Below are 24,628 nucleotides of genomic sequence, written 5' to 3'. Positions count from 1 at the left end.
CTGTCTACTTGACGGGGGGCAGTTCAGTATCGTCCGACGCGAGATATTGATATTCGCGTGACGGAGGGCGTCGTGACACCTGAATTGAAAGAGGCGCTTCATGAATATGAAATTGAAATTGTCGAAGGGGTGATTCAGTTCCCACCCCGTGAAGACTTTAGGGAAAATGAATTCCGGCATAAGATTGAAGGGCTGTTCGAGGCGATTGATGTGTATATCCCCGACATTGAACTTTTAGCATGTACCAAGATTTTCTCCTCTCGCCAAAAGGATCTAGAGGATCTCGAAAAAACGAATCTATTGGCACTTTGCGATAAAGATAAACTTCTCGACCTTGTAGAGGAATACAAAGCAAACATGACGTGGGACAATCCATTTTGTAACGTGCATGACTTGAGTCGAATTTTTCAGGAAAAGGGTATATAATAAATCAAAAGAAGAGTAGAGGAGGGTGACCGATGTCAGACAGTAATCATGTACTTCTGCAAAGCGAGCTAGCGGATGAACTGAATCGTATGCAGGCAGGCGGGACAAGCTATCGCTTAGAGACGGCTCAATTGGCCCTGGCATTAAGTCGTCATGTATCGGTCCCTGAATCGCTACGTGACCGAGAAATGGCTCTCCAGTATGTTCGATCTTCACTGCATGATTTACAGGACGACCGGGCAGAGGATGTGGCAAAAATGCTTAGTATGGCAGCACGGCGTGCCTACAACACTCCTGAAAATACGTTCTCGGTAGATATGAAAGTGAAATTAGAAGAAAAGCGTAATCGATTCAAGGTGCGTGGATTGCAGGTGAAATCTTAATTGGACCAAGCGGAGTCATTCTTTATACTCTCATGAGGTTATGATTCTACGTGTGAATGAAGCATCTTTGGTCAAGTCATTGAACATGTATCAGACGATTTCTTCAAACCGTTAAATACTTTGTTTGTAATAAACATAAGGGTACTAGATTCAGTCACTGGTTGACTCAACCTAGTACCCTTTTCGTATCATTGTTTATTTTGTTGGGTGCTCCGCTCACGCAGGACCGCGAGCTCGACCTGTTCCTGTAACCGGTTCTCGAATGTCTCTTTCTCTCGACGGAGGAGCTGGACTTCTAAGTGCAGCTTCTGGTTCTCTTCTTCAAGCTGGTCAAGACGGCGTGTACGAGCTTTTAAGTCGTCGACAGCGTCCATAAGACTTTGATTTTGCCGATAGAGCTGGCTACGTTCATCTTCTAGCTTTTTCATGTCTCCTTCTAGATGAAAAACTGTTTTTTTCTGCTCTTTTAGTTCTTCTTTGTTAGACACACGTTCTGTTTCCAATGCGTCTTCAACGATTCTCTTTTCAGCGATTAGTTGGTTGATTTGATCTTGTAATTGAGTGAGTGCAATTTCATGTGACGACACCTTTCGCTCATACTCCTCTTGGAGTGGTTCAGCTTCTGTAATTACGCTTTGTTCAAGGTCATGAATGGTATTTTTATATCGCGCGTTGATTCGCTCATGTTCTTTTTGTTGCGTTTCTAGTCGAGTGGCTCGTTCATTGAACAGGGCAAGCACTTGATTCAGTGCTGCTTCGAGTGATTCGTTCTCCTTGACGACTAAGGGGTCCGGTGACTGTTTATCGGCCAATGATATTAATTGCTCGAATAATTGGTTGGTTGATATTTGACGTTGCTCCATTAAACGCTGAATATGTTCTTTCACTTCTTGTGACACGCGGAATGACGTCACCTTGGTCTCGTTTGATTCCAATTCTAATCCCTCATTTGGTTATTATTTTGTATACAGCATATGTAGTTCCTATATTTAAATCATTTAAATACAAGTTGTTATAAAAAAAATCACTCATAAACTGGCACTTTGTGGTGTAGGAAGGTATACATTTCGACGTCGAAATGTATACCTTCCTACACTTTTTACTTATGAGAATGTCTCAATAGTAAGCTAGTAGTCGAATCATCTATTTAATCCTAGCGACTAAGCAACAAAACGCTTAAGACAATTCCTACTTTGTTTTATTACATCATATAAGAGATGACAGTAGTTAACAATTTAAAGCTGTATGAGTTCAAAATAAATACGACCCAACTAAATACGAATCGAATTAGTGTTTTGAGAGAAACAATAAGCTTAAAGAAACATACAAAATGGACACGAATATATAGATTGACAAATAACGTTTACAGTTGTAAATTTAAATCGATTACAAACGTAAACGAAAAGAGAGGAGAAAAAATGCTTTCGAAATTTCAATTATCTGATTTGCAAATGGTTAATCACTCTACGCAGCCTGTAGTCTTAAAGTTCACCACCGATTGGTGCCCGGGATGCCGTCAGCTCGCACTACTATTTGAAAGCGTTGCTGAAGGATATCCAGATGCGTTTTCTAGACAAGAATATAGCCAATGAAGACTGAATAGCGAACCCAAAAACATAATGGTTGACAGACGACGTTTACGATTGTAAACTTAAATCAAACAAAATGTTTACGATTGTAAACTTAAAATTTGGAGGTTAGACAAATGGCTGAACATGTCGAAAAACAAATCACGGATTCAGAATGGGAAGTCATGCGTATCGTTTGGGCCCAAAATCACGTGACCAGTAAAGAAATCATCGAGGTATTGGAAAAGAAGATGAGCTGGAAGCCTGCGACGACGAAGACATTCATTGGAAGGCTCGTGAAAAAAGGGATGCTCTCAACCGAGGCCGAGGGGAAGAAATTCATCTACTCCGCGAACGTCGTTGAAGGTGACGTCATCAGAGAGACGTTACACGATCTACTCGATCATATCTGTGACAGGGATGTCGGGAACACAATCGGAACGATGATCACACAGGCGACACTGAGTGTACAGGATATCGAGAATCTCAAAAAAATCCTTGAGATGAAGGAAAGTGAAGCGGTGGAGGACATTCCATGCACCTGTACCCCGGGTCAATGCAGATGTCAGGACCATTCTTGTGGATCCAGACATTGAGTTTGAAATGATGTCATGAATGTAGTGAATAGGAGGAGACTCAAGATGAAAAAAACGATTTTAACGATTAAAGGTATGTCATGCGCTCATTGTGTCAACAAAGTCGAGTCAGCACTTGAAGGTCTGAATGGGGTTGAAAGTGCGAAAGTCAACTTAAAGAAAGGCATCGCAAAAGTGAAGTACGATGAAACACGACTAGATGTGAATGAATTTAAAGAAGTTGTGGGCGAGGTCGGTTACGAAGTCGAATCAGCCCAATAATAATGGAGGTAAGACGATATGGAGAGTAAGACATTTGCCGTGGAAGGGATGACCTGTGCGTCCTGCGTTCAGACAGTTGAAAAAGCAACAAAAAAATTGCCTGGCGTAGTGACCTCCAACGTCAACCTAGCGACTGGGAAATTGAGCATTCATTACGATGAGACGAAAATCTCGCCGCTGGATATTCAGACGACCGTCGAGAAGGCTGGCTACAAGGCCTCAACCGAGACCGAGCAAAGATCATTTGTCATCACAGGGATGACTTGTGCCTCGTGTGTGCAGACGATTGAGAAGGCCACGAGGAAAATGGTGGGTGTGACTGAGTCGAATGTGAACCTGGCGACAGAAAAATTAGTCATTCGATATGATCCTCAGCTGGTGACTGTATCAGATGTGGTCCGAGTGGTGGCAAACGTCGGATATGAGGCAAGAGAAGATCAAGAATCAACGGATGGCCAAGATACAGAGAAAGAAAAGAAACTGAAAAAAATTCAATCGATGTGGAACCGATTTGTAGGATCGGCGATTTTCACGATTCCATTACTCTATGTGGCGATGGGGCATATAATCGGCCTACCCCTACCGATGGCATTGGATCCAACGATGAACCCAGAATTGTTCGCTGTCTTGCAGCTCATGATGACCATCCCAGTGATGTTGTTCGGATGGAAATTCTTCTCCGTAGGATTTAAGACATTGTTCCGAGGGCATCCGAATATGGATTCACTTGTCGCCCTAGGGACGAGCGCAGCCTTCTTCTATAGCGTCGGTGCCACCATGGCTATCCTCTCAGGTTATGAGGGATACGTGAATAGCCTCTACTATGAGACAGCCGCAGTCATTCTCACGCTGATCACATTAGGTAAATATCTTGAAGTCCGGTCGATGGGTAAAACATCCGAAGCGATTGAAAAATTGATGGGACTGGCACCTAAGACGGCAAAGGTCGTCCGCAACGGACAAGAGTTAGAAGTATCAATCGACGAAGTCATCGTCGGCGACACGATTATCGTAAAGCCTGGTGAGAAGATTCCGGTGGATGGCGTGGTTCTATCAGGTAATACGTCTGTAGACGAATCCATGCTGACCGGTGAAAGTATCCCTGTTGAAAAAAATGTGGGTGCTCAAGTCATCGGTGCCAGCATCAACAAGAACGGGATCATCCAATACCGAGCCACGAAAGTCGGTAAGGATACAGCGCTATCTCAAATCATCAAATTGGTCGAGGATGCACAGGGCTCTCGAGCTCCTATCGCAAAACTGGCCGATATCATCTCCGGATACTTTGTACCGATTGTCATCGTCGTCGCGATCCTTTCAGGAATTGCATGGTATTTAGGCGGTCAGACCGGCCTCTTCGCCTTGACGATCACGATTTCAGTACTGGTCATCGCCTGCCCTTGTGCACTAGGTTTGGCCACACCAACAGCAATCATGGTGGGTACGGGCAAAGGTGCTGAGAATGGTGTGTTGATCAAGAGTGGCGGCGCCTTGGAGACGACCCATAAAGTCCAGACGATCGTGTTCGACAAGACAGGGACGATCACTGAAGGAAAACCGAAAGTGACAGATATCGTGACAGTGAATGGACATCAAGAAGATGAGTTGTTACGCTTGACCGCTTCCGCTGAAAAAGGGTCTGAACATCCATTGGGCGAAGCAATCGTAAGAGCGGCAGAGGACAGAATGATGCGTGTCATGGATATCGATCGTTTTGAAGCCATCCCAGGGCACGGGATCGAAGTACTGATCGACGGAAAAGTCTTGCTTGCCGGAAACAGAAAATTGATGAAAGACCGCGGCATCTCACTGGATGTCCTTGAAGGCGCTTCAGACAAACTCGCACACCAAGGCAAGACGCCGATGTATATCGCGATTGACCAACAAATCGCAGGGATCATCGCTGTCGCAGACACCGTCAAAGAAAACAGTCGTAAAGCCATTCAGAAACTTCAACGAATGGGTCTCGAAGTAGCCATGATCACCGGAGACAACAAAGGTACGGCCATGGCGATTGCGAGACAGGTCGGGATCGATCGGGTACTGAGTGAAGTGTTACCTGAAGATAAAGCGAACGAAGTGAAGAAGTTACAGGCCGAAGGGAAGAAGGTCGCAATGGTCGGTGATGGAATCAATGACGCACCAGCCTTGGCCCAAGCAGACATCGGAATCGCGATCGGTTCGGGTACTGACGTTGCGATCGAATCTGCAGACATCGTCTTGATGCGAAGCGATTTGATGGATGTACCTACAGCTGTCGAATTGAGCAAGTCAACCATCCGCAACATCAAACAGAACCTGTTTTGGGCATTTGCCTATAATGTCATGGGTATCCCGTTTGCGATGGGGATTGTTTATCTACTCGGCGGGCCCTTGTTGAACCCGATACTTGCCGGAGCGGCCATGAGTTTAAGCTCAGTCTCGGTCCTGGTGAACGCACTCCGTTTAAAACGATTCAAGCCTTCGATGATCAAATAAAAGGAGGGAGTGGGATGGATACAGCCCTACAGCTCGAGCTTTACACGCGTCCGACGTGTTCAGATTGTCAGGATGCCAAAAAATATTTAAAAACAACCACAGTCCCTTATGTGAACAAAGATGTGGGTGCGAACCTTGACCTTGAACAAGAAATGGTAGCGATATCAGGGAATCGAATCGTACCACTGTTTGTCTTCTACAAAAAAGGGATGCTCAGAAAAAGAAGAGTAGTGAAGTACTTTGTTGGCTTCGAGAACAACAAAGAAGAGATTCTAACATTGCTACGATAAGCAACGATAGCTCACTCTCAGAACCTGTTGAAAGCGTGTCGCGCAATGAGGGACACGAACATAAGGTGGCGAGGGTGTAAAAAAATCGATACTTTTACACCCTACCCATGTATGGTAATTAAATAATCAGGAGGAACATATAATGAAAAAATCAACATTTCAGGTAGCGGGCATGTCTTGTGGATCTTGTATCAATAAGATTGAAGGACACGTTGGAAAGTTAGCGGGTATTGAATCAGTGAAGGTCAATCTTTCGGCGGGAGAGGTGGACGTTCGATGAAAGCCAACTCACACTTTCTGAGATTGAAACCGCAATTCAAGAGACTGGCTACGAGGTAACGGAGGCGACCGTTAAAATCGGTTGTTCTTGCTGCAAGTAATGGAGGTCGAGTGACGGTGCGATCAAGGACTACACAAAGGAGTGTTAAACGTGAAAGACCATGGACATCATCATATGAAGAACTTGACGGGAAATGAAGTGTCTGTAGAAGCTAAATATGAATTCGGGAAAATCAGTATCGAGTTAAAGGATCAACATCAGCAAGCCCCGGAACTCGAAGTCAGCCATGAAAAGGAATTCCATTTGATTCTCGTGAACGAAGACCTAACTGAGTACCGACACCTCCATCCGTTTAAAAAGGGTGAGGGTCGATTCGAGCAACCCGTCCAACTTGAGGCAGGGGCGTATAAACTCTTCGTGGATATTCAGCCTAAGGGACTGGCATATCAAGTGAAGCCGGTTCACTTACAGATTGATCATCAGTCCTCTTCCTCTATCGAATCGTCACTTAAAGTGGATGAGCGTCTGACGAAGACGATCGAAGGTCATACCGTCGAACTGTCGATTGACTCTTTAAAAGCGCATGTCCCGACTGTCTTCAGCTATGACACCAAAGAAAGTAACCCGGAGCCATACCTTGGAGCACTTGGTCATGTCGTCATCTTGGATGAAGCCGGAGAACAGTTTATCCATGTGCATCCTTCTTCTCATGATACGACGGAATTTGAGACGGTCTTCCATAAACCTGGCCTATACAAGGTCTGGGCCGAATTCCAGTTCCATGGGACTGTGCACACCTATCCTTTCGTCATTCGTGTCTCAGATTGACCATGAGCGACCCATGGTTCCTCGTTGGGTCGCTTTCCTGTAATCGTTGTAAGCATAATTTTCGAAGGAGAGGACTCAGATGATAGAAAGTGAGCGGCTGGACACTCATGGTGATCGAAAAACCAAGATGAAATTCATCCTTCTACTCGCGTTACCAGCGGTTGCCGAGAATTTTTTCCAAACGTTGCTCGGATTTGTCGATACGCTGTTCGTCTCAAGAATCGGCCTAGCAGAAGTGTCAGCGGTAGGAGTGACGAATGCCGTCCTCGCCATCTACTTAGCTGTCTTTATGGCAATCGGTGTGGCAGTAAACGTTTATGTCGCCAATAACTTAGGCGCAGAACGAATCGAGCGCGCGAGACATATCGCGCAGCAGGCCATCGTCCTATCTGTCGTGGTCGGGGTGACCTTTGGGGTCGTGACGCTATTTTTCGCTGAGCCTCTCCTGCGGTTGATGGGGGTGGAGAATGACGTTTTAGAAGCTGGTAGCACCTACTTCAAAATTGTCGGGATCCCATCGATCGTGATGGCATTGATGTTTGTGCTCAGTAGTATCTTACGAGGTGCGGGAGATACAAAATCACCGATGAAGGTGAGTATCGTCATCAATGTCGTCAATATTGTGCTCGACTATATGTTGATTTTCGGTTTTTGGATCATCCCCGAACTTGGTCTCGTCGGAGCGGCACTCGCGACCGTCATCGCCCGGCTCGTCGGGACGCTCTTATTGATGAACTATATTCGTAAGACGGAAGTCATCGCCTTCAGGAAAGATTTCTGGAGACCGGATCTCGAACACCAGTTGGAGCTCGTGAACCTTGGAAGCCCGGCGGCTATCGAGCGATTGGTCATGAGAGCCGGACAAATCGTGTATTTCGGATTCATCGTGGTACTCGGGACGAACACCTTCGCCGCGCATCAAATTGCAGGGAATCTAGAGGTGTTCTCTTATATGTTGGCATATGGTTTCGCGACAGCAGCAACCATTCTCGTCGGTCGCAACATCGGAGCGGGAGACCACGAGACCGCCAAAGAATATGCCAGATTGAGCACGTTCATGGCGATGGGCTTCATGTCCTTATTCGGGGTTGTCTTATTCTTCTTCGGAGGATGGGCAGGTTCACTTTTCACCGACGATCCCCAAGTCATCAAAGACATCGATGTCGCGTTAAAAATAGCAGCGGTCTTCCAGCCTTTCCTAGCAGTTGTCCTTGTATTGACCGGTGGATTCCAAGGAGCGAACAATACGAAGTTTCCAATGTATCTGACCACGATCGGTATGTGGGTGATCCGGACTGGGGCAGTATATGTATTGGCGATTCAGATGCAGATGGGCATTGCAGGAGTGTGGATCGCCATCGGTCTAGACATCGTCTTTAAGGCGATCGTCCTTTGGATTCAATTCAGCCGAGGGCGTTGGATTGTAGTGGAATCCGAACCGCAGAAGCCCTGTCATCCCAAAACTAAGCATGAAGACGTGCGATGTATAAATAATTATTAACACTTGACTGAAATTGTAGGAAAGAGCAAAGTTGTTCTTTCCTTTTATCTTTTCTGAAAAAGTTATTAAAGGAGCCCGTCACGCCGATCTAAAGAAATCGAATCAGTGGTGAAAAACACACATATGTCATGCGGCCTATAGCTGCTCGATTATAAAAAATGGATATTTTTTTGTTCAGTATAGAAAAAACCTGGTCTTCGTCAAAAAGAACCAGGTAATTAAGAAAGTTATTGTTTATTCAAATCCATATTAGTTGTCAGTCGATGAATATGAACGGCTAGATAAGCTAGTTCCTCATTAGGAATTGTCACACCGTGCAACTGTTTAAGGTAGTCCCGTACTTTGAATGAACCATTCATGGCCTTTGGGTAGATGTTCGCAATCTGTTCAAATAGTTGATCGGATTCTTCATTCAATATTTTTCCAGCATAAAAGCGTTCAGCGAAATATTTCACATGTGTGATGAATCATGAATAATGAATATCTTCTTCATCGGTTTCAATATTGTAAGCATATCGAATAAGGTTCACAATACTCCCAATCATCTTGGCGTAGCGCATGCCATCACGTGTTTCTTCTCTTTCTCCTTGCGCGTTGATAATATGAAAAGCAATATTGGCTGCCTCTTTAATAGGCAGTTCGATTTTAAATCGTTCATTCATGAGATTAACCGCATAACTTCCAATCTTGAATTCCTGTGGATAATAGTTTCGAATTTCCCAAAATACTCGGTTGCTGATAGTAATACCTTTATAATAACGTTTTACCGCAAAGTGAAGGTGGTCTGTCAGTGTTAAAAAGATACCGGCATTGAGCTTTGTAGCTAGCTTTTCCTCAGCATATGCAACGATTTCTCGAGTGAACTCGACGAATTCAGGAGGAATTTCAGTCACCAGTCCTATGAACTCTTTAATACGGACATCGTCAGCGGGTATGAACATTTGGGAGGCTTCAGGTGGAGCGACAACATTTCCGATTTTCTGCCCGAAACCAATTCCTTTTCCAATTAAAATGTACTCAAGCTTTGATTTGTCCTCGACAATCACGACACTTGAATTTAATACTTTTTTGATACGAATCATTCCATACCTCCGTCTTAATTCAAGTCAGATCATCTCCATTTGAAGCTATGACTTTTTTATACCAGTAGAACGAATCTTTTTTAATCCGTTCTAGGGTCCCGTTCCCTTCGTCGTCCAAGTCTACATAGATGAACCCATACCGTTTCTTCATTTCTCCCGTACTGGCTGCAATCAGATCGATTGGACCCCATGCCATATAGCCAAGTAACGGAACCCCGTCAATCGCGACTGCTTTTTTCATTTCTTCGATATGACTCCGAAGATAGGCGATACGATAGTCATCATGTACTTTCTTGTCCGGCGTGAGCGTGTCAACGGCCCCAAGACCGTTTTCAACAATCATAAGTGGTAACTGATATCGATCATACAAGTAATTTAAGGAATAGCGTAAACCTTTCGGATCGATACTCCATCCCCATTCACTTTGCTCCACATGCTGGTTTTTATAGCCTGTCTTCACGCCATTCAAACCAGAGAATTCGAGAGGCGACTCCTTGACGATAACGTGAGTTAAGTAATAGCTATATGAAATAAAATCAACAGGACCACGATACAATGTATCGGCGTCTCCTTCTTCAAACGGCAAAGAGATATTCTCGCGCTCTAATTCTTTTTTAATGTAGTTCGGATATTTGCCACGACAAAGTACTTCACAATAGTACTGCATTTTATGCATGAATTCCTCAGTTCGTTGGACGTCATCTGGGTCTGGGGAGTTTGGATATGCGAAGTGGCCATTATACATCATCCCCACTTTGTTCTCTGAATCAATTTCATGGGCAAGTGTCACGGCTTTGGCATTCGCCAACATCTGATGGAATGCACCGATAAACTGTGATTCTTTCGTTGAAGAAGGGATTCCTCCCCCCATCCATGGTTTTGTCGACATGACATTGATTTCATTAAAAGGAATCCAATATCGGACTTTACCTTTATATCGAGTAAACATGGTTTCGCAGTAGTGAAGGAAGAAGTCGACCACATCACGATGAAGCCAGGGGCCATATTTCTGTAATCCTAGCGGAGTCTCGAAATGAAGAGAATCATGAAGAAGCACCATCTCCAGTGTCGGATCAAACCCAAACGAAAATGGAAGTCTCAGGGTGAGAGTATCGTCATCGCCCCTGACCTTCTCAAGCGAGACTTCACTGCCAGTAGACCGAATAAGAAGTGGGTGACGGACATCACCTACATCCAATACGGGGGCACGACGAAGTACCTCTCCACGATCATCGACCTATTCAACAATGAGATTGTTGCCTATAAGCTATACGATCATCAACAGACGCCCCTCGTCATCGATACGTTAAGGATGGCGTTGGAGAGTCGGAACAATCCCGAAGGGGTTATCATCCATTCAGATCAAGGAAGTGTCTATACATCATATGCCTTTCAAGATTTCGTAAAGAGGAAGTATCTGACGAGCAGCATGTCTCGAAGAGGCAACTGTTGGGATAATGCGGTGATCGAATCGTTTCATTCGAACTTGAAGTCTGAGGTGTTCCAGTACGTCAAGTTCAACTCGTTAAGCGACTATGAAGTGCGTGAGCGGGTGAATAATTACTTAACTTACTACAACGAAGAACGTATCCAAGAAAAATTAGGCTACCTCACACCGATAAAATATGGTGTGGCGGTAGCCTAATCAAGGTATTTTTATTAGTGTCTCATACAGCTAGGTCAGTCTAATCTTTTCTTTTTTTTTAGGTTACAAATAGTTCATTGGGTTGACACTATTCGCTGCAGAATAACTGCTGTATTTATAACTGTTTTTATGAATCTCAAAGTGCAAATGATTTCCGAACGAGTTTCCTGTATTCCCAACTGTTCCAATCTTCATACCTTTAGAGACTGTCTGACCATTTTTTACCGAAAGGCTGTTCATATGAGCATAAACGGTTACGTATTTTTGATTCTGTAGACTATGTGAAATCATAACGTGTTTACCGTATGCACCGCTGTTTTTAGATGTAATGACTTTTCCACTGGCAGAAGCGTAGACGGGTGTGCCTTTTGCTGCAGCTAGATCAACGCCATTATGGAATGTATAACCGTAAGCACCATTAGAGTTTCCGTATCCTTGGGTCAGCCGACCTTCTGTAGGAGAAGCAAAAAGAGAGTTATTATATGATGTTTTTTTGGCAACGTGGCTCTTATATTTTTTTAGGTAAGAACTATAGATATACCGTGTGTTTCCTTTGTAAAGGACTTTTGTCCAAGCTCCTTTTTTTCCTAAATAAGAAAAGGTCTGCCCAGTGTTAGTGATGCCGACAATTTTGTGATTGAGAGAAGGACCAGTCCGAACACGAAGATCGTCTGTCTTCACTTTTACGTTATATGCACTACTTGCTTCGACTTTTGGACTATGCATCGAAAAAGTTGTTGTGAGTAAGACACTAGAAGCGATAAGTATTACCTTGTTTTTCATTAGTTGTACTCCTTTAAAGATAAAGATACAGTGACGAACGATTTGTTAAAAGGAGTATAGCATCACTATATTACAAAAAAGTATATCAAATTCATTTCAAAAATTGACAAGAGATTTAATCAAAAAATGCATAGTTTTTTCACAAACGGATTTTATGATAAAAATTAAACACATTTCTTTTTTATAAGACGGTTTGTCAAATTAAGCGCAACACTTCCTCGGTGAAGGCCTCGTGTGCGGTTTTCCAGTCCAGGCACTTTCTCGGTCGCCCGTTGATCTTGGCCAGCGCATCCGCGAGTTCACCGTCACCGACCTGCGCGAAGTCCGTTCCTTTCGGGAAGAACTCGCGGAGGAGCCCGTTGGCGTTCTCGTTGCTCCCCCGTTGCCACGATGAGTTACGGGTCGGCGAAATACATCGGCACGCCGAGCGACGCCTGGATGCGCTCGTGACCGCTGAACTCCTTGCCCCGGTCCGTCGTCGCCGTCTCGAACGTGCCTTCCGGGAAGGCACCGTGCACCGCATGGATCGCCCCCTCCATCGAGGCCGCGGTGCGGTCCGCGATTGGCAGGGCGAGATAGAACCGGCTCTTCCGCTCGATGAACGTCGCGACGCACGCCTTCGATTTCCCACGTCCGGAGACGACGGTGTCGAGCTCCCAATGCCCGAATGTCCGGCGACCCCTGACCTCTGGAGGTCGTTTCGAGATGGGGAGACCGACGTTGATGCGACCGCGCGTCTCGGTCGGCTTTTGACGTTTCCCCTTCTGGCGGAGCACGGTCACGGGCACGTCGATCCGTCCCGCATAGATCCAGCGGTAGATGGTGGAGAAGGCAATTTTTCCTGCGTAGAGGCGGCCGACGATCTGTTCTGGTGACCAGGTCGCACGCAGCTTCTCGACGATCGTCCGGCGCATCGTGTCGTCGAGCTTCGTCTTGACGCCGCAATGGGTTTTCGCCTTCTCGTAGCGTTTCTGCGCACGTCCTGACTCGTAGCCGGGGTTCCGTCTGATCTCCCGCGAGACGGTCGAGGGCTGTCGCCCGATCCGTCTCGCGATGGACCGGATGGACATCCCGAGCTCCAGATAGGTCTCTATTTTCACGCGCACCGTTGTGGTAAGATGGGTGTAGCTCTTAGCGATTCCTCCGTCTGAATGTTTGTGTCGTAACTTCATTCTAAACGAGGCCATCGCTGTGGGCTTTTTTTTGCGTTCACGTTCAGATGTTGCACTTAATTTTATAATTCATCATAAAAAAGGGGTTTCCAGATAATCGGAAACCCCTTTTGCTTTTTATTCTTTCACTCGCATCAGCCGTAAACTGTTTAACGCGACTAGAAGGGTAGCGCCCATATCCGACATGATGGCGATCCACAGGGTCAGCCAACCCGGAATGACCAATAGCAGTGCAATCACTTTGATGCCGATGGCGAACGTAATGTTCGCTTTGATGATATTCAGGGATTTCCGGCTCAATTTCACCGTGAATGGCAGCTTGCTCAAATCGTCGCCCATCAAAGCGACATCCGCCGTTTCCAAAGCGGTATCCGTTCCGGCTCCGCCCATGGCAATCCCGACCGTAGAAGCGGCGAGTGCCGGCGCGTCGTTCACGCCGTCTCCAATCATCGCCACCTTGCCGTACTCGGCCCGTAAGCGTTTGATGACATTCAATTTGTCCTCCGGCATCAGCTCGGCCTGGATTTCGGTGACGCCGACCTCTCGGCCGATGGCCTGACCGGTCGCTTTGTTGTCACCCGTCAGCATGATCGTCTTCTTGATGCCCATGTCGTGCAGCTTCTGGATGACTTCCTTGCTGGAGTCCCGGACTTCATCGGCCACGGCGATGACCGCCAGGATGTTTTGTTCCGTTCCGATGATCATGGCCGTCTTGCCCTGATTTTGAAGAGCTGTGACATTTTGTTCCAAGTTCTTATCCGCACTTGCGGCGCCCAGCTCGTTGAAGAGGATCGGGCTGCCGATATAGTACGTGGTTCCTTCGACGGTTCCTTTAATCCCTTTGCCGGTAATGGATGAGAAGTCCTCGACCAAGACCGAAGAATAAGAAATATTTTCTGCATCCGCTTTTTTCATGATGGCCGAAGCAAGGGGATGCTGTGAGCGGTACTCCAGTGCTGTGACGATAGAAAGCAGCTCTTTTTCACTGATTCCCTTGTTCAGCACTTCAAAGTCCGTGACAACCGGAACCCCTTTGGTCAAGGTGCCGGTCTTGTCAAACGCGATGGCTTTCAGCGCGCCCATTTCTTCCAAATACACGCCGCCTTTTACCAAAACGCCTTTTTTCGCTGCGTTCCCGATAGCAGATACAATCGAAATCGGAGTCGAAATGACCAAAGCACACGGGCAGCCTACGACTAGCACAGCCAATCCTTGGTAGACCCAGGTTTCCCAGCTGGCATCAAACAGAAGGGGAGGAACGATGGCTACAAGCGCAGCAACGACCATGATAATCGGTGTATAATATTTGGCAAATTTATCGACAAACGCCTGCGAAGGAGCCCGTTCGCCTTGTGCTTCCTCAACCAGGTGGATGATTTTCGCAATGGTTGTGTCTTCAACCAACTTCGTGACTTTGACTTCGAGCAAGCCTTCTTCATTCAGCGTGCCCGCGAAGACGTCATCGTTCACCGTTTTGGCGACCGGCACGGATTCCCCGGTGATCGCCGCCTGATTGACCGCCGAATAGCCGTTGGTCACCGTGCCGTCCATGGCAATCTTCTGTCCGGGTCTGACAATCATGGTGTCGCCCACCACAATGTCGTCCACCGAAATCAGCTGTTCCTGGCCATTCCGCCGGACGAGTGCTTCTTTCGGGGCAATGTCCATCAACGAACGGATGGATTGGCGGGCACGGTCCATGGAATAGCGTTCCAGTGCTTCACTGATCGCAAAGAGGATGACCACGATAGACGCTTCCGCCCATTCGCCGATAAAAGCCGCCCCGATGACGGCAACGGTCATGAGGGTTTTCATGTCGAAATCCAGGCGTATTAAATTCTGGAAACCGACTTTGAAGAGCGAGTACCCACCAATGACAATGGCTGCCACGAATAGGAGGGAGGTTATCAAATTTTCTTCTCCATTAACGTACTGGGAAATGTACCCGAAAACGATCAACAGGGTGGAGTAGAGCAAAGTGCTATGTTTTTGGTAGAACGGCACGTTGTCCTCTTTTTTGACTGTCACTTTTTCGGCTTCCGTTTTCGAACCAGCTGGCCGACCTGTAATTTCAGGAGCGACTTTCAGGTTTTCAAACGCCCCGGCTTTCTCCAATTCTTCGACGGTGGCTGCCCCGTAAACGGAAATCTTTGAAGCGCCGAAATTCACTTTGGCATCTTGGACACCGGGAAGCTGCTTGACGTTGTTCTCGAATTTCCCGGCGCAGTTGGCGCAGGTAAAGCCTTCGACCCGGAAAACGTTTTTGTCCTCTTTAGCCACGTTCACTTCCGGGAGCGACTGACGTTTCGGTTTTTCCGGTGCAACTTTCAAATTCTCGAACGCCCCGGCTTTTTCCAATTCCTCGACCGTTGCCTCGCCGTAAACCGCAATTTTAGAAGCCCCGAAGTTCACTTTCGCATCTTGGACTCCGGGAAGATTTTTGACATTCTTCTCAAATTTCCCAGCGCAGTTGGCGCACGAAAAACCCTCCACCCGGAAGACATTTTTTTCCTCATCTATCTTTGTTTTCTCAACCAACTTCAACAACCTCCTTTTGATGGATGAAGGCCACTTGCACCAAGTGTTTCACATGCGCGTCATCCAGTGAGTAGTAGACCAACTTGCCTTCCTTGCTGTATTTCGCCAACCCCATATTATTCAGTAGTCGCAGGTGGTAGGAGGCGGTTGCGGTAGATGAACCGATGATATTCGCAACGTCACACACACACAGTTTGTCCTCCAGCGATAAGGCGTAGGCGATCTTGATACGCGTATCGTCCGACAACGCCTTGAAGATCTTCGCCACTTCCAATGGATTTTGTTCAGACAGTTGCTGCTGGACTCGTTCCACCTTTTCTTCATCTACACAGACCACATCACAAATCTCTTTTGCCATTTTCATTCACTCCTTTTTCTCACTTCTGTTTACTCATTCGTTTTTTCAAGTAAGTGATTTTCTTCTATATAAAACAAAGAGTGCAAAGAATCATTTCAACTCACCAATCCCCAAAGGAATCGGAAAGTCCCATTCTCCGCCATAATCAAGATGCCGAGCCCGATGAAGACAATCGGCACAATCCACCGTTCCCAATTTTCTATCGTTTCAGAAATCGTTTTAACGGCTGCCAACCGGTAACTGAGGTAACACAAGACGGCGACCAGGATGGCAAAGACAACCAGCATCACCACAGTTTCACTTGGATTCAAGGTTGAAAAGTAGGGTATGTAGACGCCAATGTTGTCGCCGCCAGCCGCCAGGGTAATGACTGTAATGGTGACAAACAAGCGATTGGGGTTTCCGGAAGACAAACGGGACAGGAGATTCTCTTCGTCGTCCTCGTCTTCTTCTCGCTTCCAGACCCGGATGCCCAGGTAAATCGGAATGAGCCCTAGCAAGCCCACCCAGTGGGACGGCACAAGCGTCAGGCTGTACGCAGCCAACAGGCTGACGCCCACCAAGATGGCTGTTCCTAGGTATTGTCCGATGACAATGGATTTTAACTGGCCTTTTTTCATCGTTTGTGAAAACAGGATCAGCAAAATAATGACGTAATCAATGCTGGTCGCCACATAAGCGGCAACCGCGGTAAAAATCGTGGTTAACAGCACCCTCATCTCCTTTACGGATATCCTAGTGTGAAGTGATACCCTCTGATAGTTATACATTCAAACAAACGTTTGATTAATGCAAGTGTACAAAGATTTCGCTAGATTGTCAATTATATATTCGAATGATTGTTTTAATGTTTGGGCATGCTTGTTAGAATGAACAGGGAGCGACAAGTGGCAAGGCAAATTGAAATTTAGTATGGCCAATGCCTGCATGTCTTGTTAAGCATTCTATCTTTAGAAGAGCTGAAAATGGTATAGAAGAGGCTCATCACCATAAGGCGTGGTTGACGCATAAAATCCATCAGATTTTGAATTGAACATAGAAAAAAAGCGAAAACCCCGGTATCGTAATTGTTGCCTAGACAAACCACGATTGGAGTTTTCGCTTTGTCCCAACAGTTTATCAAATTACTTCTTCCACTTCCAGACCTTTTTCAGATCCAGATGTCTTCAGACGAAGAACCGAACGTTTTCCCGGTCATCCCGGATCGACACGACATCCCTTGCCCGCTTTGCCAGAGAAAGACAGTCCTGCATTCGAAAAGGCGACGTCGCTTCCGACACGGTCACGCATGGAACGTCGGTATACTCTGGATTGAGCTGGATGTCCCACGTCAAAGATGCTTCTCTTGTGATTTGACGTTCGTGTATGACTACGGTCTCGGGCTCGTCCGCACCTCCACCGAGGTGTTCCGGAAAGGCATCGCAGAACGTTGCCACGGTAGGACGATCTCAGATGTAGCGCGTGAATAGGGATTACCTTACACGACGGTGGAACGATGGTTTTATCGGTACGCCTCAGTAGAGACAGAGAAGCATACGACAGACGTCCTCATCGACGAGTTCGCCACACGAAAAGGACATCACTATGCGACAATCGCCCTCGATGCGGAGAGTGGTCGGCTCCTGTCCATTGTCCCGGGAAGGGACGTCACGGCCATCACGGCTGCACTCCAAGGCATAGCCGGAGACATCCGTTCTGTCGTCAGTGACTTTGCACCGGCAATGGCGAAGGCCGTCGCACATGTCTTCCCGGATGCGAAACATGTGCTGGATCGTTTCCATCTCATCCAGTTCTTCACGGACGCCCTTCGCCGTCGGCGTCGTTTTTTGAACGAGGTGAAACGTCACCATCATGTCCGTGTGATTGACCGTGCTCTCGCCTGTCGTCCGGAGACGCTGTCCCCCGAAGACCGGGAGGTCGCCGATTCTTGCCTTCGGGAAGATCCGTTCACCCGGGACCTCTATCAAGGACTTCAACATATTCGATATGTGCTGAAGGCCACGTGCCATGGACAGGCGAAACGTCGACTGACCGATTGGTTGGATCGTTATCAGTCCCATCCTTGCGGGCCTCTGGCGAAGATCGCGAAATCGATCCAGAACCGAGAGGAAGCGATGCGTCGAACAATCGTGTCCAGTCTATCGAACGGAAAGATGGAAGGAACGAACAACAAAATCAAGCTTATCAAACGCCGTGGTTATGGCTACCGAAACCTCGAACGTTTCTTTTTGAGATTACGCTTCGAGCTTGGTCGTTAAAATAGCAACCACGTGTTATGGTGATGAGCCAATGATTATAGCGTGTGATAGTTGCGGAAACAAATCGAGGATTCTTCGTTCCATCGCGCTAGGTTTTAAACGGAAATGAATGAAAAAAAGAGCGTTGATGAATCATCAAGGAAGGGGCAAGCGTTCAAATGAGCCTGAAAAAACAACTACACAAGGCGATCCTCTCAAATGACCGAGCGACCGTTCAACGTCTAGTGAAGCCGCTCGCTCACGAAGTGGTGTTAGATACATTTCTTGAAGTTGCGTTTGATACGGATGATTTAGCGGTCTACGAAATCGTATGCGATCAGATTCAAGTTGAGCAGACTGCGGATTGGGAAGAGGCTGCGTCGCTTCTCATGAGCCAACCGTTCTGTCACCATCCTCATGCCTATGAACGGGCCTACGAACATGCGAAACGTGCTGTCGTGCTTGATTCTAGTCGCATAGATCTAAAGGAATACTTGCTCTTTTTCAATGCGATTCCCGACAAATTAATGACGGATGATGAAGCGAACGAATTAGCGACCGAGATTCTAAAGCTGCGGCCAACAAGTCAGGTCGCTAAGATGCATCTTCTGTAAAACGATGACTAGAGTCGTGCTGAATGATTATTCCAAGTGGAAACGTCCAATGATACAATGTGATGTAAGTCATCCCTAGAGGAGGCGACAACATGCGTTGGATGATTCGGCTTGGTTTGACCGCAGTGCTGACAGTAGGAACGGTCTTTATTGGACTTCGTCTCATCAGCTTGTTGATGGAATGGTGGTATGAGCCTCCGACCTCGGGGTTAAAGTTGCGACCGACACCGGCAGAATCTGAGTATTTGATGGAGTCGTCCGAAGGAAAGATGAGGATACCGAAAGAAGAAGAACAGTCTCGTCTGAAACTGGACTATTTGGATTATACGATTGATTCTGTGACTACCGTCATCGAACGAGGCGATGGCCTCTTCTATTGGGTGTTGTTACTAGCCTGTGTATTGCTTAGCGGAGTGATTTTTGCCGCTAACATTCGTTTTCAGCACCGCAAGCGAGCTGACGAAACAGCTTCGTTCACGACGCGGACGTTCTCGCGTCATTCAGTCCCGAGCTCGATAACGAGTGTCGAAGAACCGGCTTGGACAGGTGTGACGATTCGGGACGCTCTCATCGCGTTCAATCAGGCGTTACCGCCGGCGAAGAAATGGTTGCCGACAGAAACGGTTTTAGAGTGGGCACGGCGCATCGAATTGACGGACATCGATTTCAAGCCATATTTGGACGAGCGCTATGGAATGACAGATTCGGTGACTCGGGAAGAAGTTGACCGCTTCCACAGAAGGCTCGAGCAGTATCAAGACCGTCTAACTCGTTGAGTAAACGTATAAACGATTCATCGTGTTTGATTGAACAACAAGATAGCGGTGAATATGGGAGGTGAAACTGGATGAAACTGCAGATTGAGAGGATATTTATAACCGATGAATCAAGAGTATTTGATGCCGATTTATCAGGTGGTGAAGTGATTGTTCTGGTGGATCAGGATGGCCCGGTCGTCTATTGGAATGAGCGGACGATACGACTGCCGTTTCATTTGAGTTCGCCATTCATCCGTCTCCTTGATTCAGAAACGTTTCTCGTCGTCGATGTGACGCACGAAGGTACACCCGGCAATGTCTGGGTCATCGATGGACGAGGGTCGATACTTCATTCGTTCCATGCGGGCAACGCCATCGGAGCGGTCGCCGTCAACGACACGGGGGTTTGGATCGGCTATGCCGATGAAGGGGTGTTCGGGGAAGGGATATCCACCGAGGCACTCGTCTGTTTCTCGAGGACAGGTGAAGTGTTACAACGCTATCAGTCAGATTTTGTACGTCCACCGACCATTGTCGACTGCGAATTGTTGCAAGCAAATCGAACCGGGGTCTGGCTCTGTCCGTCGATTTGGTATGACTTGATTCATGTTGATTCAACCGGTCGACTCAACAAGTATAAGACGCCGAAGCGACTTCACGACAGTTCGGCGCTGACGATTCAAGGACAGGTCGGCTACTTCGTAAAAGACGGGTTGTTGTACAAGTGGCCGTTCGGTGCACGCAAACGCCCTGACGTTGTAGCTGAGTTTTCGGGAACTGCTAGAGGGTTAGCCGAGGACGGACGGTTCCACTTCATTCAAATCGGTGATTATGAAGTGAGCGGCGTTCAGCTCGTTAACGAGTGATGACGCGTATAGGTAGTCGGTGAATCGACTAAGAAGTTACAACTTACAACCGAATGATTTCTCGTGACGATGGACCTTGTCTATAGGTCCTTTTTTACGTTTTACAAACGTTTGGCGCAACAGAATCGTGATCATTATTGAATCAACTTGTCGGAATCAATTCCCTCTTTTTTGTAAATTCAGTATACTCATGTTATTGATGTTAGAAAGAAGGCGATGAGATGAGGCTTGATACGAATCTTTCAGGAATTTCGGTCGAAACGATTGAACAGGTAGAGTAACAAGTGGGGTCACGCTTCCCGGACGGCTTACGTGACGCATGGGGTCATGAGAACAAGTTCGAACTTGGGGATTGGTTCTTTTATCCGATCAAGGACGAGCGGTTTTTCAATAAGACATGGGATGACGTCATTCGAGCCAACGAATTGAAACAAGAGGAGTTACCGCATGGGTTCGTGACGCTTGCGACGAACGGATCCGGTGATGAGCTCGGTTTTTTGAAAGACGACCGGGAGACGATTTACGCCTGGTGGCACGAGATAAATGACCTCGAGGTGGCGGCGCATTCGTTTGAGGCGTTCGTCGAAGTGACGCAGGCGGAAAGCGACGTGCTCGAGACATTTTGCGAACGAGTCGAGAAGAATGGACTCGTCTTCGGATTATCTGCGGAGCAAGACGAGGGGTGGGCGTACGCACCATCGCACGTCGAAGACACAGACGTCCTGTTATTCTTTTCGTCACGAGAGCTTGCGCTCGCGTGCCGGGTTAAAGAATGGGCCGACTATCATGTGATCGAGTTGCCGGTCGAGCTATTCCTTGAACGCTGGTTGCCGAACATGTCGGATGATGAGCTGCTGTGCGGCCTCGATTGGTCGAGCGAGCTGGTAGGGTTGGAATATGACCCAGAAACCATTCTAGAGTATTTTGAATAATTTTATTTCAAATACCGCATGTGATATCTTTTTTAAAAAATATAGCAACGAATATGATAAATTCTTTTTCTAAAAACGCAATCATATCGACAGAATTACTAGCGCTCATCGTGGAAAGCGACGTGGGAGAGGAGAACACATCTTTGAATGATTATAACGTAGGGAATATCTTTGAGCTGTATTCAGGCAACGAGACCCTCTCGGTGGAGCAACAGGCGATGATGGATCCCATCGACGCCTACGTTGAGGCAAACCAGTTCAAACAGCTTGAACATTACCTTCAACAAACCCGAGGCATCGAGCAGATGTTGATTGATCATGTGATGATGGACCCGACCGATAACAGCCGATGGGACATGCTCATCGGGTATGAGTTGATTGATACCATCCACAATCGCTGAGCTGCTCGGTCTAAGCATGGACCACGACGAGTATAAAAAATACGAGCGGATCATCAATAAAAGATAGTCACCCTAAAGAACGGAGCATTGGAATGAACACAATCGCATTAGCCAAACCATCAGATTTAACTGCAATTGAACAACTGTATCTCGCTTGTAAAGACGATTTGCTCACCCGACAGATTTTTCAATGGGACGACACGTATCCGAACCGCGCCTATTTTGAGGAATGTATCAAAGACGATTTTGTCTATATCATGAAACACGGTGAGGAGTTGCTCGGAGTCGTTGTACTCGATCAATGGCAGTCGCACGAATGGGAGGCGATCGACTGGCGTCACGACCATCCGCTCGTCATCCATTCCTTGATGGTGCACCCGGAGCGGCAAGGTCAAGGCATCGGAAAAGCCATGTTGCATGCCTCGGAACAGTTGGCGAAAGCGGAAGGTTACACCAGCATCCGGCTCGACAGCTTCTCAGGAAATGAGGCAGCCTGCAGCTTTTACAAACGACACGGCTACATGGAACGTGGAAGCGTCCATTTCGATTCGAAACCGAAAGGGCATGAACGGTATGTCTGTTTTGAAAAAGAACTTGTCTAACGTAATGAAAAAAAGAATGTCGATCGATGAAGGAGGATTTGATGTGAAACAACTCGAAGTGGCTACATATACGATGACAATCGACGCACCGATTGACCACACGTTCGCTTGTCTCGCAGAAGACGAACATATCATCAAATGGAACGACCATTTGATCGAAAATATTTATGAGGACGGTGACGCCTCACTCGTGACGGGAAAACGGTTCATCTCGGTCCAACAGTTCGAGAAAAAAGAGATTCGGGTCGAATCCGAGTTGACCCATGTCAATCGTCCTCACGAATGCGAGGTGCAGGCGGTGACGAATCAAGGGGTGTCGATTGCGACGTATACGTTGAGCGAGACAACGGACGGGACGGATGTGACGATTCGGATTTCACTCATCCCTTCATCCTGGCTATATGCCCTATATGTGAAGGCGTTCAAATGGGCGATTCGCCTGATTTACGATGAACAGTTTAAACAGTTCCGCATCTACACCGAGGCGAGTGCATCAAAACCGTCACTTGCCCGAGAGGCGGAGTGATTTGCGATGATTGAACCGATTACCTCCTCGACGCGTGACGCGGTCCGTGCATTCTTTATCGATGCCTGGGGCACACCTGAGATGGTGATCTCGACCGGGACGTATGATTGCGCCACGCTTGACGGGTTTGTCTGGTCGGAAACGAACGTCATCATCGGCCTCGTCACGTATGTCATTCGGGAAGACGAGATTGAGATCATCTCGCTCGACAGCCTCCAGGAGAAGCGTGGCATCGGCTCGGCGCTCCTCGATGAAGTGGAGAGAGTGGCCAAGCAACATCAGCTCGAACGGCTGTCGCTCATCACGACGAACGACAATCTGGGAGCGCTCGCATTTTACCAACGCCGAGGCTGGCGCTTCGCACGGATCATCCCGGGTGCGGTCGATGCGGCCAGGCTACATAAACCGTCGATTCCCGTCATCGGGGAGCACCGTATCCCGCTCCATGACGAAATCATGCTTATCAAAGTCATCACAACTTAAAGAAAAGAGGGATTTTCCTATGATTCGATTCGGTATCATCGGCACGAACTTTATCACCCGTTCTTTCATTGAAGCGACCCATGAAGTCGAAGGCGCATCCGTGTCCGCCGTCTATTCCCGGACAGACGAGCGCGCGAAAACGTTCGCTGAAGAATTTGATATTCCACATACGTTCACCTCGCTCGAGGAGATGGCGTCCAGTGAGTTGATTGATGCGGTATATATCGCGAGCCCGAACTCGCTCCACGCCGAGCAGAGCCTGCTCTTCATCCGCCACGGCAAGCACGTCCTCTGTGAGAAACCGTTCGCCTCGAACGTCGAGGAAGTCAGACAGATGCTTGAGACGGCGCGCGAACATGACGTCGTCTTGCTCGAAGCGCTCCGCAACCTGTTCATGCCGAACTTCGATGTGTTGCGTCAAGAACTCCATCGCGTCGGACCGGTCCGGCGTGTCATCTTGAACAAGTCGCAATACTCGTCACGCTATGACTTGTATAAGCGCGGGGACAACCCGAACACGTTCAATCCCGCCTTCTCGAACGGTTCGCTGATGGACCTCGGCGTCTATTGCCTCGGCCCGGCTTTGAAACTGTTCGGTCGACCGGAGACCGTGCAGGCGAACGCGGTCAAGCTCGAGTCAGGCGTCGACGGTAGTGGTTCGGCCATCTTGTCGTATGACGGCATGGACATCATCGTGCTCCACTCGAAGATCCATGGCACGGACGCCCCGTCTGAAATCATCGGGGAAGCGGGACGCATCGTGATTGACGATATCGGTTCGCTCGACCGGTTGACATTCGTTGGCCGCGACGGGACGACCGTCGAACTCGGTTTAGAACAGGCGAGCCATATGACGTATGAGATTCAGACGTTCGTGAAAATGATTGAGGCAGGAGAGCGGGAGACCGAGGTCCATTCAATTGACGATATGCTCACACTCGCGGACGTCATAACCGACATCCGGCAGCGCATCGACGTGTGGTATCCTGCCGACGTATAACAAATGAGCCTCGAGCATGT

27 protein-coding genes and 3 pseudogenes are annotated in these 24,628 nt (G+C 47.5%); 22 read left to right on the top strand and 8 right to left on the bottom strand.

Annotated elements, in window-relative coordinates:
- Positions 1–39: 39 nt before the first annotated feature.
- A pseudogene (locus KNP85_RS08350) lies at positions 40–426 on the top strand (DUF6036 family nucleotidyltransferase); the annotation flags it as partial.
- A 32-nt stretch (positions 427–458) separates the two neighbouring features.
- Entirely contained in the window at positions 459–809 is a 351-nt protein-coding gene (locus tag KNP85_RS08345; RefSeq protein WP_214802631.1) for a hypothetical protein, read from the top strand.
- Positions 810–997: 188 nt separating this feature from the next.
- Here the strand turns inward: KNP85_RS08345 and KNP85_RS08340 are convergent, their stop codons facing one another.
- Positions 998–1,744 (bottom strand): hypothetical protein, encoded by a 747-nt coding sequence (locus KNP85_RS08340; protein WP_214716444.1) that lies wholly within the window; start codon positions 1,742–1,744, stop codon positions 998–1,000.
- A 282-nt stretch (positions 1,745–2,026) separates the two neighbouring features.
- On the opposite strand from KNP85_RS08340, the gene KNP85_RS15905 reads away from it, so the two are divergent.
- From KNP85_RS15905 to KNP85_RS08300, 8 genes are all read left to right on the top strand, one after another.
- The gene (locus tag KNP85_RS15905) at positions 2,027–2,401 is read left to right on the top strand and encodes a thioredoxin family protein (protein WP_214763113.1); all 375 of its coding nucleotides are present in this window, start codon (positions 2,027–2,029) and stop codon (positions 2,399–2,401) included.
- A gap of 113 nt (positions 2,402–2,514) precedes the next feature.
- Positions 2,515–2,973 carry a CopY/TcrY family copper transport repressor gene (locus tag KNP85_RS08330; protein WP_034781861.1) on the top strand — a complete coding sequence of 153 codons (459 nt, stop codon included), beginning with the start codon at positions 2,515–2,517 and terminating at the stop codon, positions 2,971–2,973.
- 45 nt (positions 2,974–3,018) lie between these two features.
- Complete coding sequence (locus KNP85_RS08325; protein WP_029336168.1) at positions 3,019–3,234, top strand: heavy-metal-associated domain-containing protein; 216 nt, start codon at positions 3,019–3,021, stop codon at positions 3,232–3,234.
- 18 nt (positions 3,235–3,252) lie between these two features.
- Positions 3,253–5,712, top strand: a complete 2,460-nt coding sequence (locus tag KNP85_RS08320) for a heavy metal translocating P-type ATPase (RefSeq protein ID WP_214802627.1) — start codon at positions 3,253–3,255, stop codon at positions 5,710–5,712.
- A 14-nt stretch (positions 5,713–5,726) separates the two neighbouring features.
- Positions 5,727–6,002 (top strand): glutaredoxin family protein, encoded by a 276-nt coding sequence (locus KNP85_RS08315; protein ID WP_034781864.1) that lies wholly within the window; start codon positions 5,727–5,729, stop codon positions 6,000–6,002.
- Positions 6,003–6,144: 142 nt separating this feature from the next.
- Positions 6,145–6,282, top strand: coding sequence for a heavy-metal-associated domain-containing protein (locus KNP85_RS15900; protein ID WP_353048059.1), 138 nt, complete (start codon positions 6,145–6,147; stop codon positions 6,280–6,282).
- Positions 6,283–6,432: 150 nt separating this feature from the next.
- Positions 6,433–7,110, top strand: a complete 678-nt coding sequence (locus KNP85_RS08305) for a hypothetical protein (RefSeq protein WP_235420268.1) — start codon at positions 6,433–6,435, stop codon at positions 7,108–7,110.
- A 79-nt stretch (positions 7,111–7,189) separates the two neighbouring features.
- A complete protein-coding gene (locus tag KNP85_RS08300; RefSeq protein WP_034781866.1) occupies positions 7,190–8,611 on the top strand; it encodes an MATE family efflux transporter in 1,422 nt (473 codons plus the stop codon).
- A gap of 227 nt (positions 8,612–8,838) precedes the next feature.
- Here the strand turns inward: KNP85_RS08300 and KNP85_RS08295 are convergent.
- Both KNP85_RS08295 and KNP85_RS08290 read right to left on the bottom strand, forming a co-directional pair.
- Positions 8,839–9,693 (bottom strand): annotated as a pseudogene (locus KNP85_RS08295) (PRD domain-containing protein).
- Positions 9,694–9,712: 19 nt separating this feature from the next.
- Positions 9,713–10,753, bottom strand: a complete 1,041-nt coding sequence (locus KNP85_RS08290; RefSeq protein WP_214755135.1) for a glycoside hydrolase family 1 protein — start codon at positions 10,751–10,753, stop codon at positions 9,713–9,715.
- Between KNP85_RS08290 and KNP85_RS08285 the strand changes: the two genes are divergently transcribed.
- Positions 10,727–11,338 (top strand): IS3 family transposase, encoded by a 612-nt coding sequence (locus KNP85_RS08285; protein ID WP_029596456.1) that lies wholly within the window; start codon positions 10,727–10,729, stop codon positions 11,336–11,338. The genes KNP85_RS08290 and KNP85_RS08285 overlap by 27 nt on opposite strands.
- Before the next feature lie 63 nt (positions 11,339–11,401).
- On the opposite strand, the gene KNP85_RS08280 is transcribed toward KNP85_RS08285, so the two are convergent.
- From KNP85_RS08280 to KNP85_RS08260, 5 genes and pseudogenes are all read right to left on the bottom strand, one after another.
- Positions 11,402–12,121, bottom strand: a complete 720-nt coding sequence (locus KNP85_RS08280; protein ID WP_029336161.1) for a peptidoglycan DD-metalloendopeptidase family protein — start codon at positions 12,119–12,121, stop codon at positions 11,402–11,404.
- 196 nt (positions 12,122–12,317) lie between these two features.
- Positions 12,318–13,293 (bottom strand): annotated as a pseudogene (locus tag KNP85_RS08275) (IS30 family transposase).
- Positions 13,294–13,410: 117 nt separating this feature from the next.
- Positions 13,411–15,831 (bottom strand): heavy metal translocating P-type ATPase, encoded by a 2,421-nt coding sequence (locus KNP85_RS08270; RefSeq protein ID WP_214716194.1) that lies wholly within the window; start codon positions 15,829–15,831, stop codon positions 13,411–13,413.
- Positions 15,824–16,189 (bottom strand): ArsR/SmtB family transcription factor, encoded by a 366-nt coding sequence (locus KNP85_RS08265; RefSeq protein WP_214716202.1) that lies wholly within the window; start codon positions 16,187–16,189, stop codon positions 15,824–15,826. The genes KNP85_RS08270 and KNP85_RS08265 overlap by 8 nt, the downstream gene beginning before the upstream one ends.
- A 95-nt stretch (positions 16,190–16,284) precedes the next feature.
- Positions 16,285–16,899 carry a CadD family cadmium resistance transporter gene (locus KNP85_RS08260; RefSeq protein ID WP_029595498.1) on the bottom strand — a complete coding sequence of 205 codons (615 nt, stop codon included), beginning with the start codon at positions 16,897–16,899 and terminating at the stop codon, positions 16,285–16,287.
- A 393-nt stretch (positions 16,900–17,292) separates the two neighbouring features.
- Here KNP85_RS08260 and KNP85_RS08255 point away from each other — a divergent pair, with 393 nt between their 5' ends.
- The 11 genes from KNP85_RS08255 (at position 17,293) to KNP85_RS08205 (ending at position 24,608) form a co-directional block, all read left to right on the top strand.
- Complete coding sequence (locus tag KNP85_RS08255) at positions 17,293–17,658, top strand: hypothetical protein (RefSeq protein WP_214751566.1); 366 nt, start codon at positions 17,293–17,295, stop codon at positions 17,656–17,658.
- Between the two features lie 18 nt (positions 17,659–17,676).
- The gene (locus KNP85_RS08250; protein ID WP_084158416.1) at positions 17,677–18,447 is read left to right on the top strand and encodes an ISL3 family transposase; all 771 of its coding nucleotides are present in this window, start codon (positions 17,677–17,679) and stop codon (positions 18,445–18,447) included.
- A 158-nt stretch (positions 18,448–18,605) separates the two neighbouring features.
- Positions 18,606–19,040 (top strand): hypothetical protein, encoded by a 435-nt coding sequence (locus tag KNP85_RS08245; protein WP_051627722.1) that lies wholly within the window; start codon positions 18,606–18,608, stop codon positions 19,038–19,040.
- 92 nt (positions 19,041–19,132) lie between these two features.
- On the top strand, positions 19,133–19,816 hold the full coding sequence (locus tag KNP85_RS08240; RefSeq protein ID WP_029595496.1) for a hypothetical protein: 684 nt from the start codon (positions 19,133–19,135) through the stop codon (positions 19,814–19,816).
- Positions 19,817–19,887: 71 nt separating this feature from the next.
- The gene (locus KNP85_RS08235; RefSeq protein ID WP_125318011.1) at positions 19,888–20,664 is read left to right on the top strand and encodes a hypothetical protein; all 777 of its coding nucleotides are present in this window, start codon (positions 19,888–19,890) and stop codon (positions 20,662–20,664) included.
- A gap of 284 nt (positions 20,665–20,948) precedes the next feature.
- Positions 20,949–21,596, top strand: coding sequence for a DUF2750 domain-containing protein (locus tag KNP85_RS08230; RefSeq protein ID WP_131472743.1), 648 nt, complete (start codon positions 20,949–20,951; stop codon positions 21,594–21,596).
- A gap of 143 nt (positions 21,597–21,739) precedes the next feature.
- Positions 21,740–21,997 carry a hypothetical protein gene (locus tag KNP85_RS08225; protein WP_029595493.1) on the top strand — a complete coding sequence of 86 codons (258 nt, stop codon included), beginning with the start codon at positions 21,740–21,742 and terminating at the stop codon, positions 21,995–21,997.
- 92 nt (positions 21,998–22,089) lie between these two features.
- Positions 22,090–22,599, top strand: a complete 510-nt coding sequence (locus KNP85_RS08220; protein WP_131472741.1) for a GNAT family N-acetyltransferase — start codon at positions 22,090–22,092, stop codon at positions 22,597–22,599.
- A 43-nt stretch (positions 22,600–22,642) separates the two neighbouring features.
- Positions 22,643–23,125 (top strand): SRPBCC family protein, encoded by a 483-nt coding sequence (locus KNP85_RS08215; protein ID WP_034777574.1) that lies wholly within the window; start codon positions 22,643–22,645, stop codon positions 23,123–23,125.
- A 6-nt stretch (positions 23,126–23,131) separates the two neighbouring features.
- On the top strand, positions 23,132–23,608 hold the full coding sequence (locus KNP85_RS08210) for a GNAT family N-acetyltransferase (protein ID WP_214716207.1): 477 nt from the start codon (positions 23,132–23,134) through the stop codon (positions 23,606–23,608).
- A gap of 19 nt (positions 23,609–23,627) precedes the next feature.
- Complete coding sequence (locus KNP85_RS08205; protein ID WP_214802624.1) at positions 23,628–24,608, top strand: Gfo/Idh/MocA family protein; 981 nt, start codon at positions 23,628–23,630, stop codon at positions 24,606–24,608.
- Positions 24,609–24,628: the final 20 nt, after the last annotated feature.

It is taken from the genome of Exiguobacterium sp. s194 (assembly GCF_018618275.1).
Taxonomy (GTDB): domain Bacteria; phylum Bacillota; class Bacilli; order Exiguobacteriales; family Exiguobacteriaceae; genus Exiguobacterium; species Exiguobacterium chiriqhucha.
The sequence above is the reverse complement of the archived record's forward strand: the minus strand, read 5'-3'. Positions and strand labels throughout refer to the sequence as shown.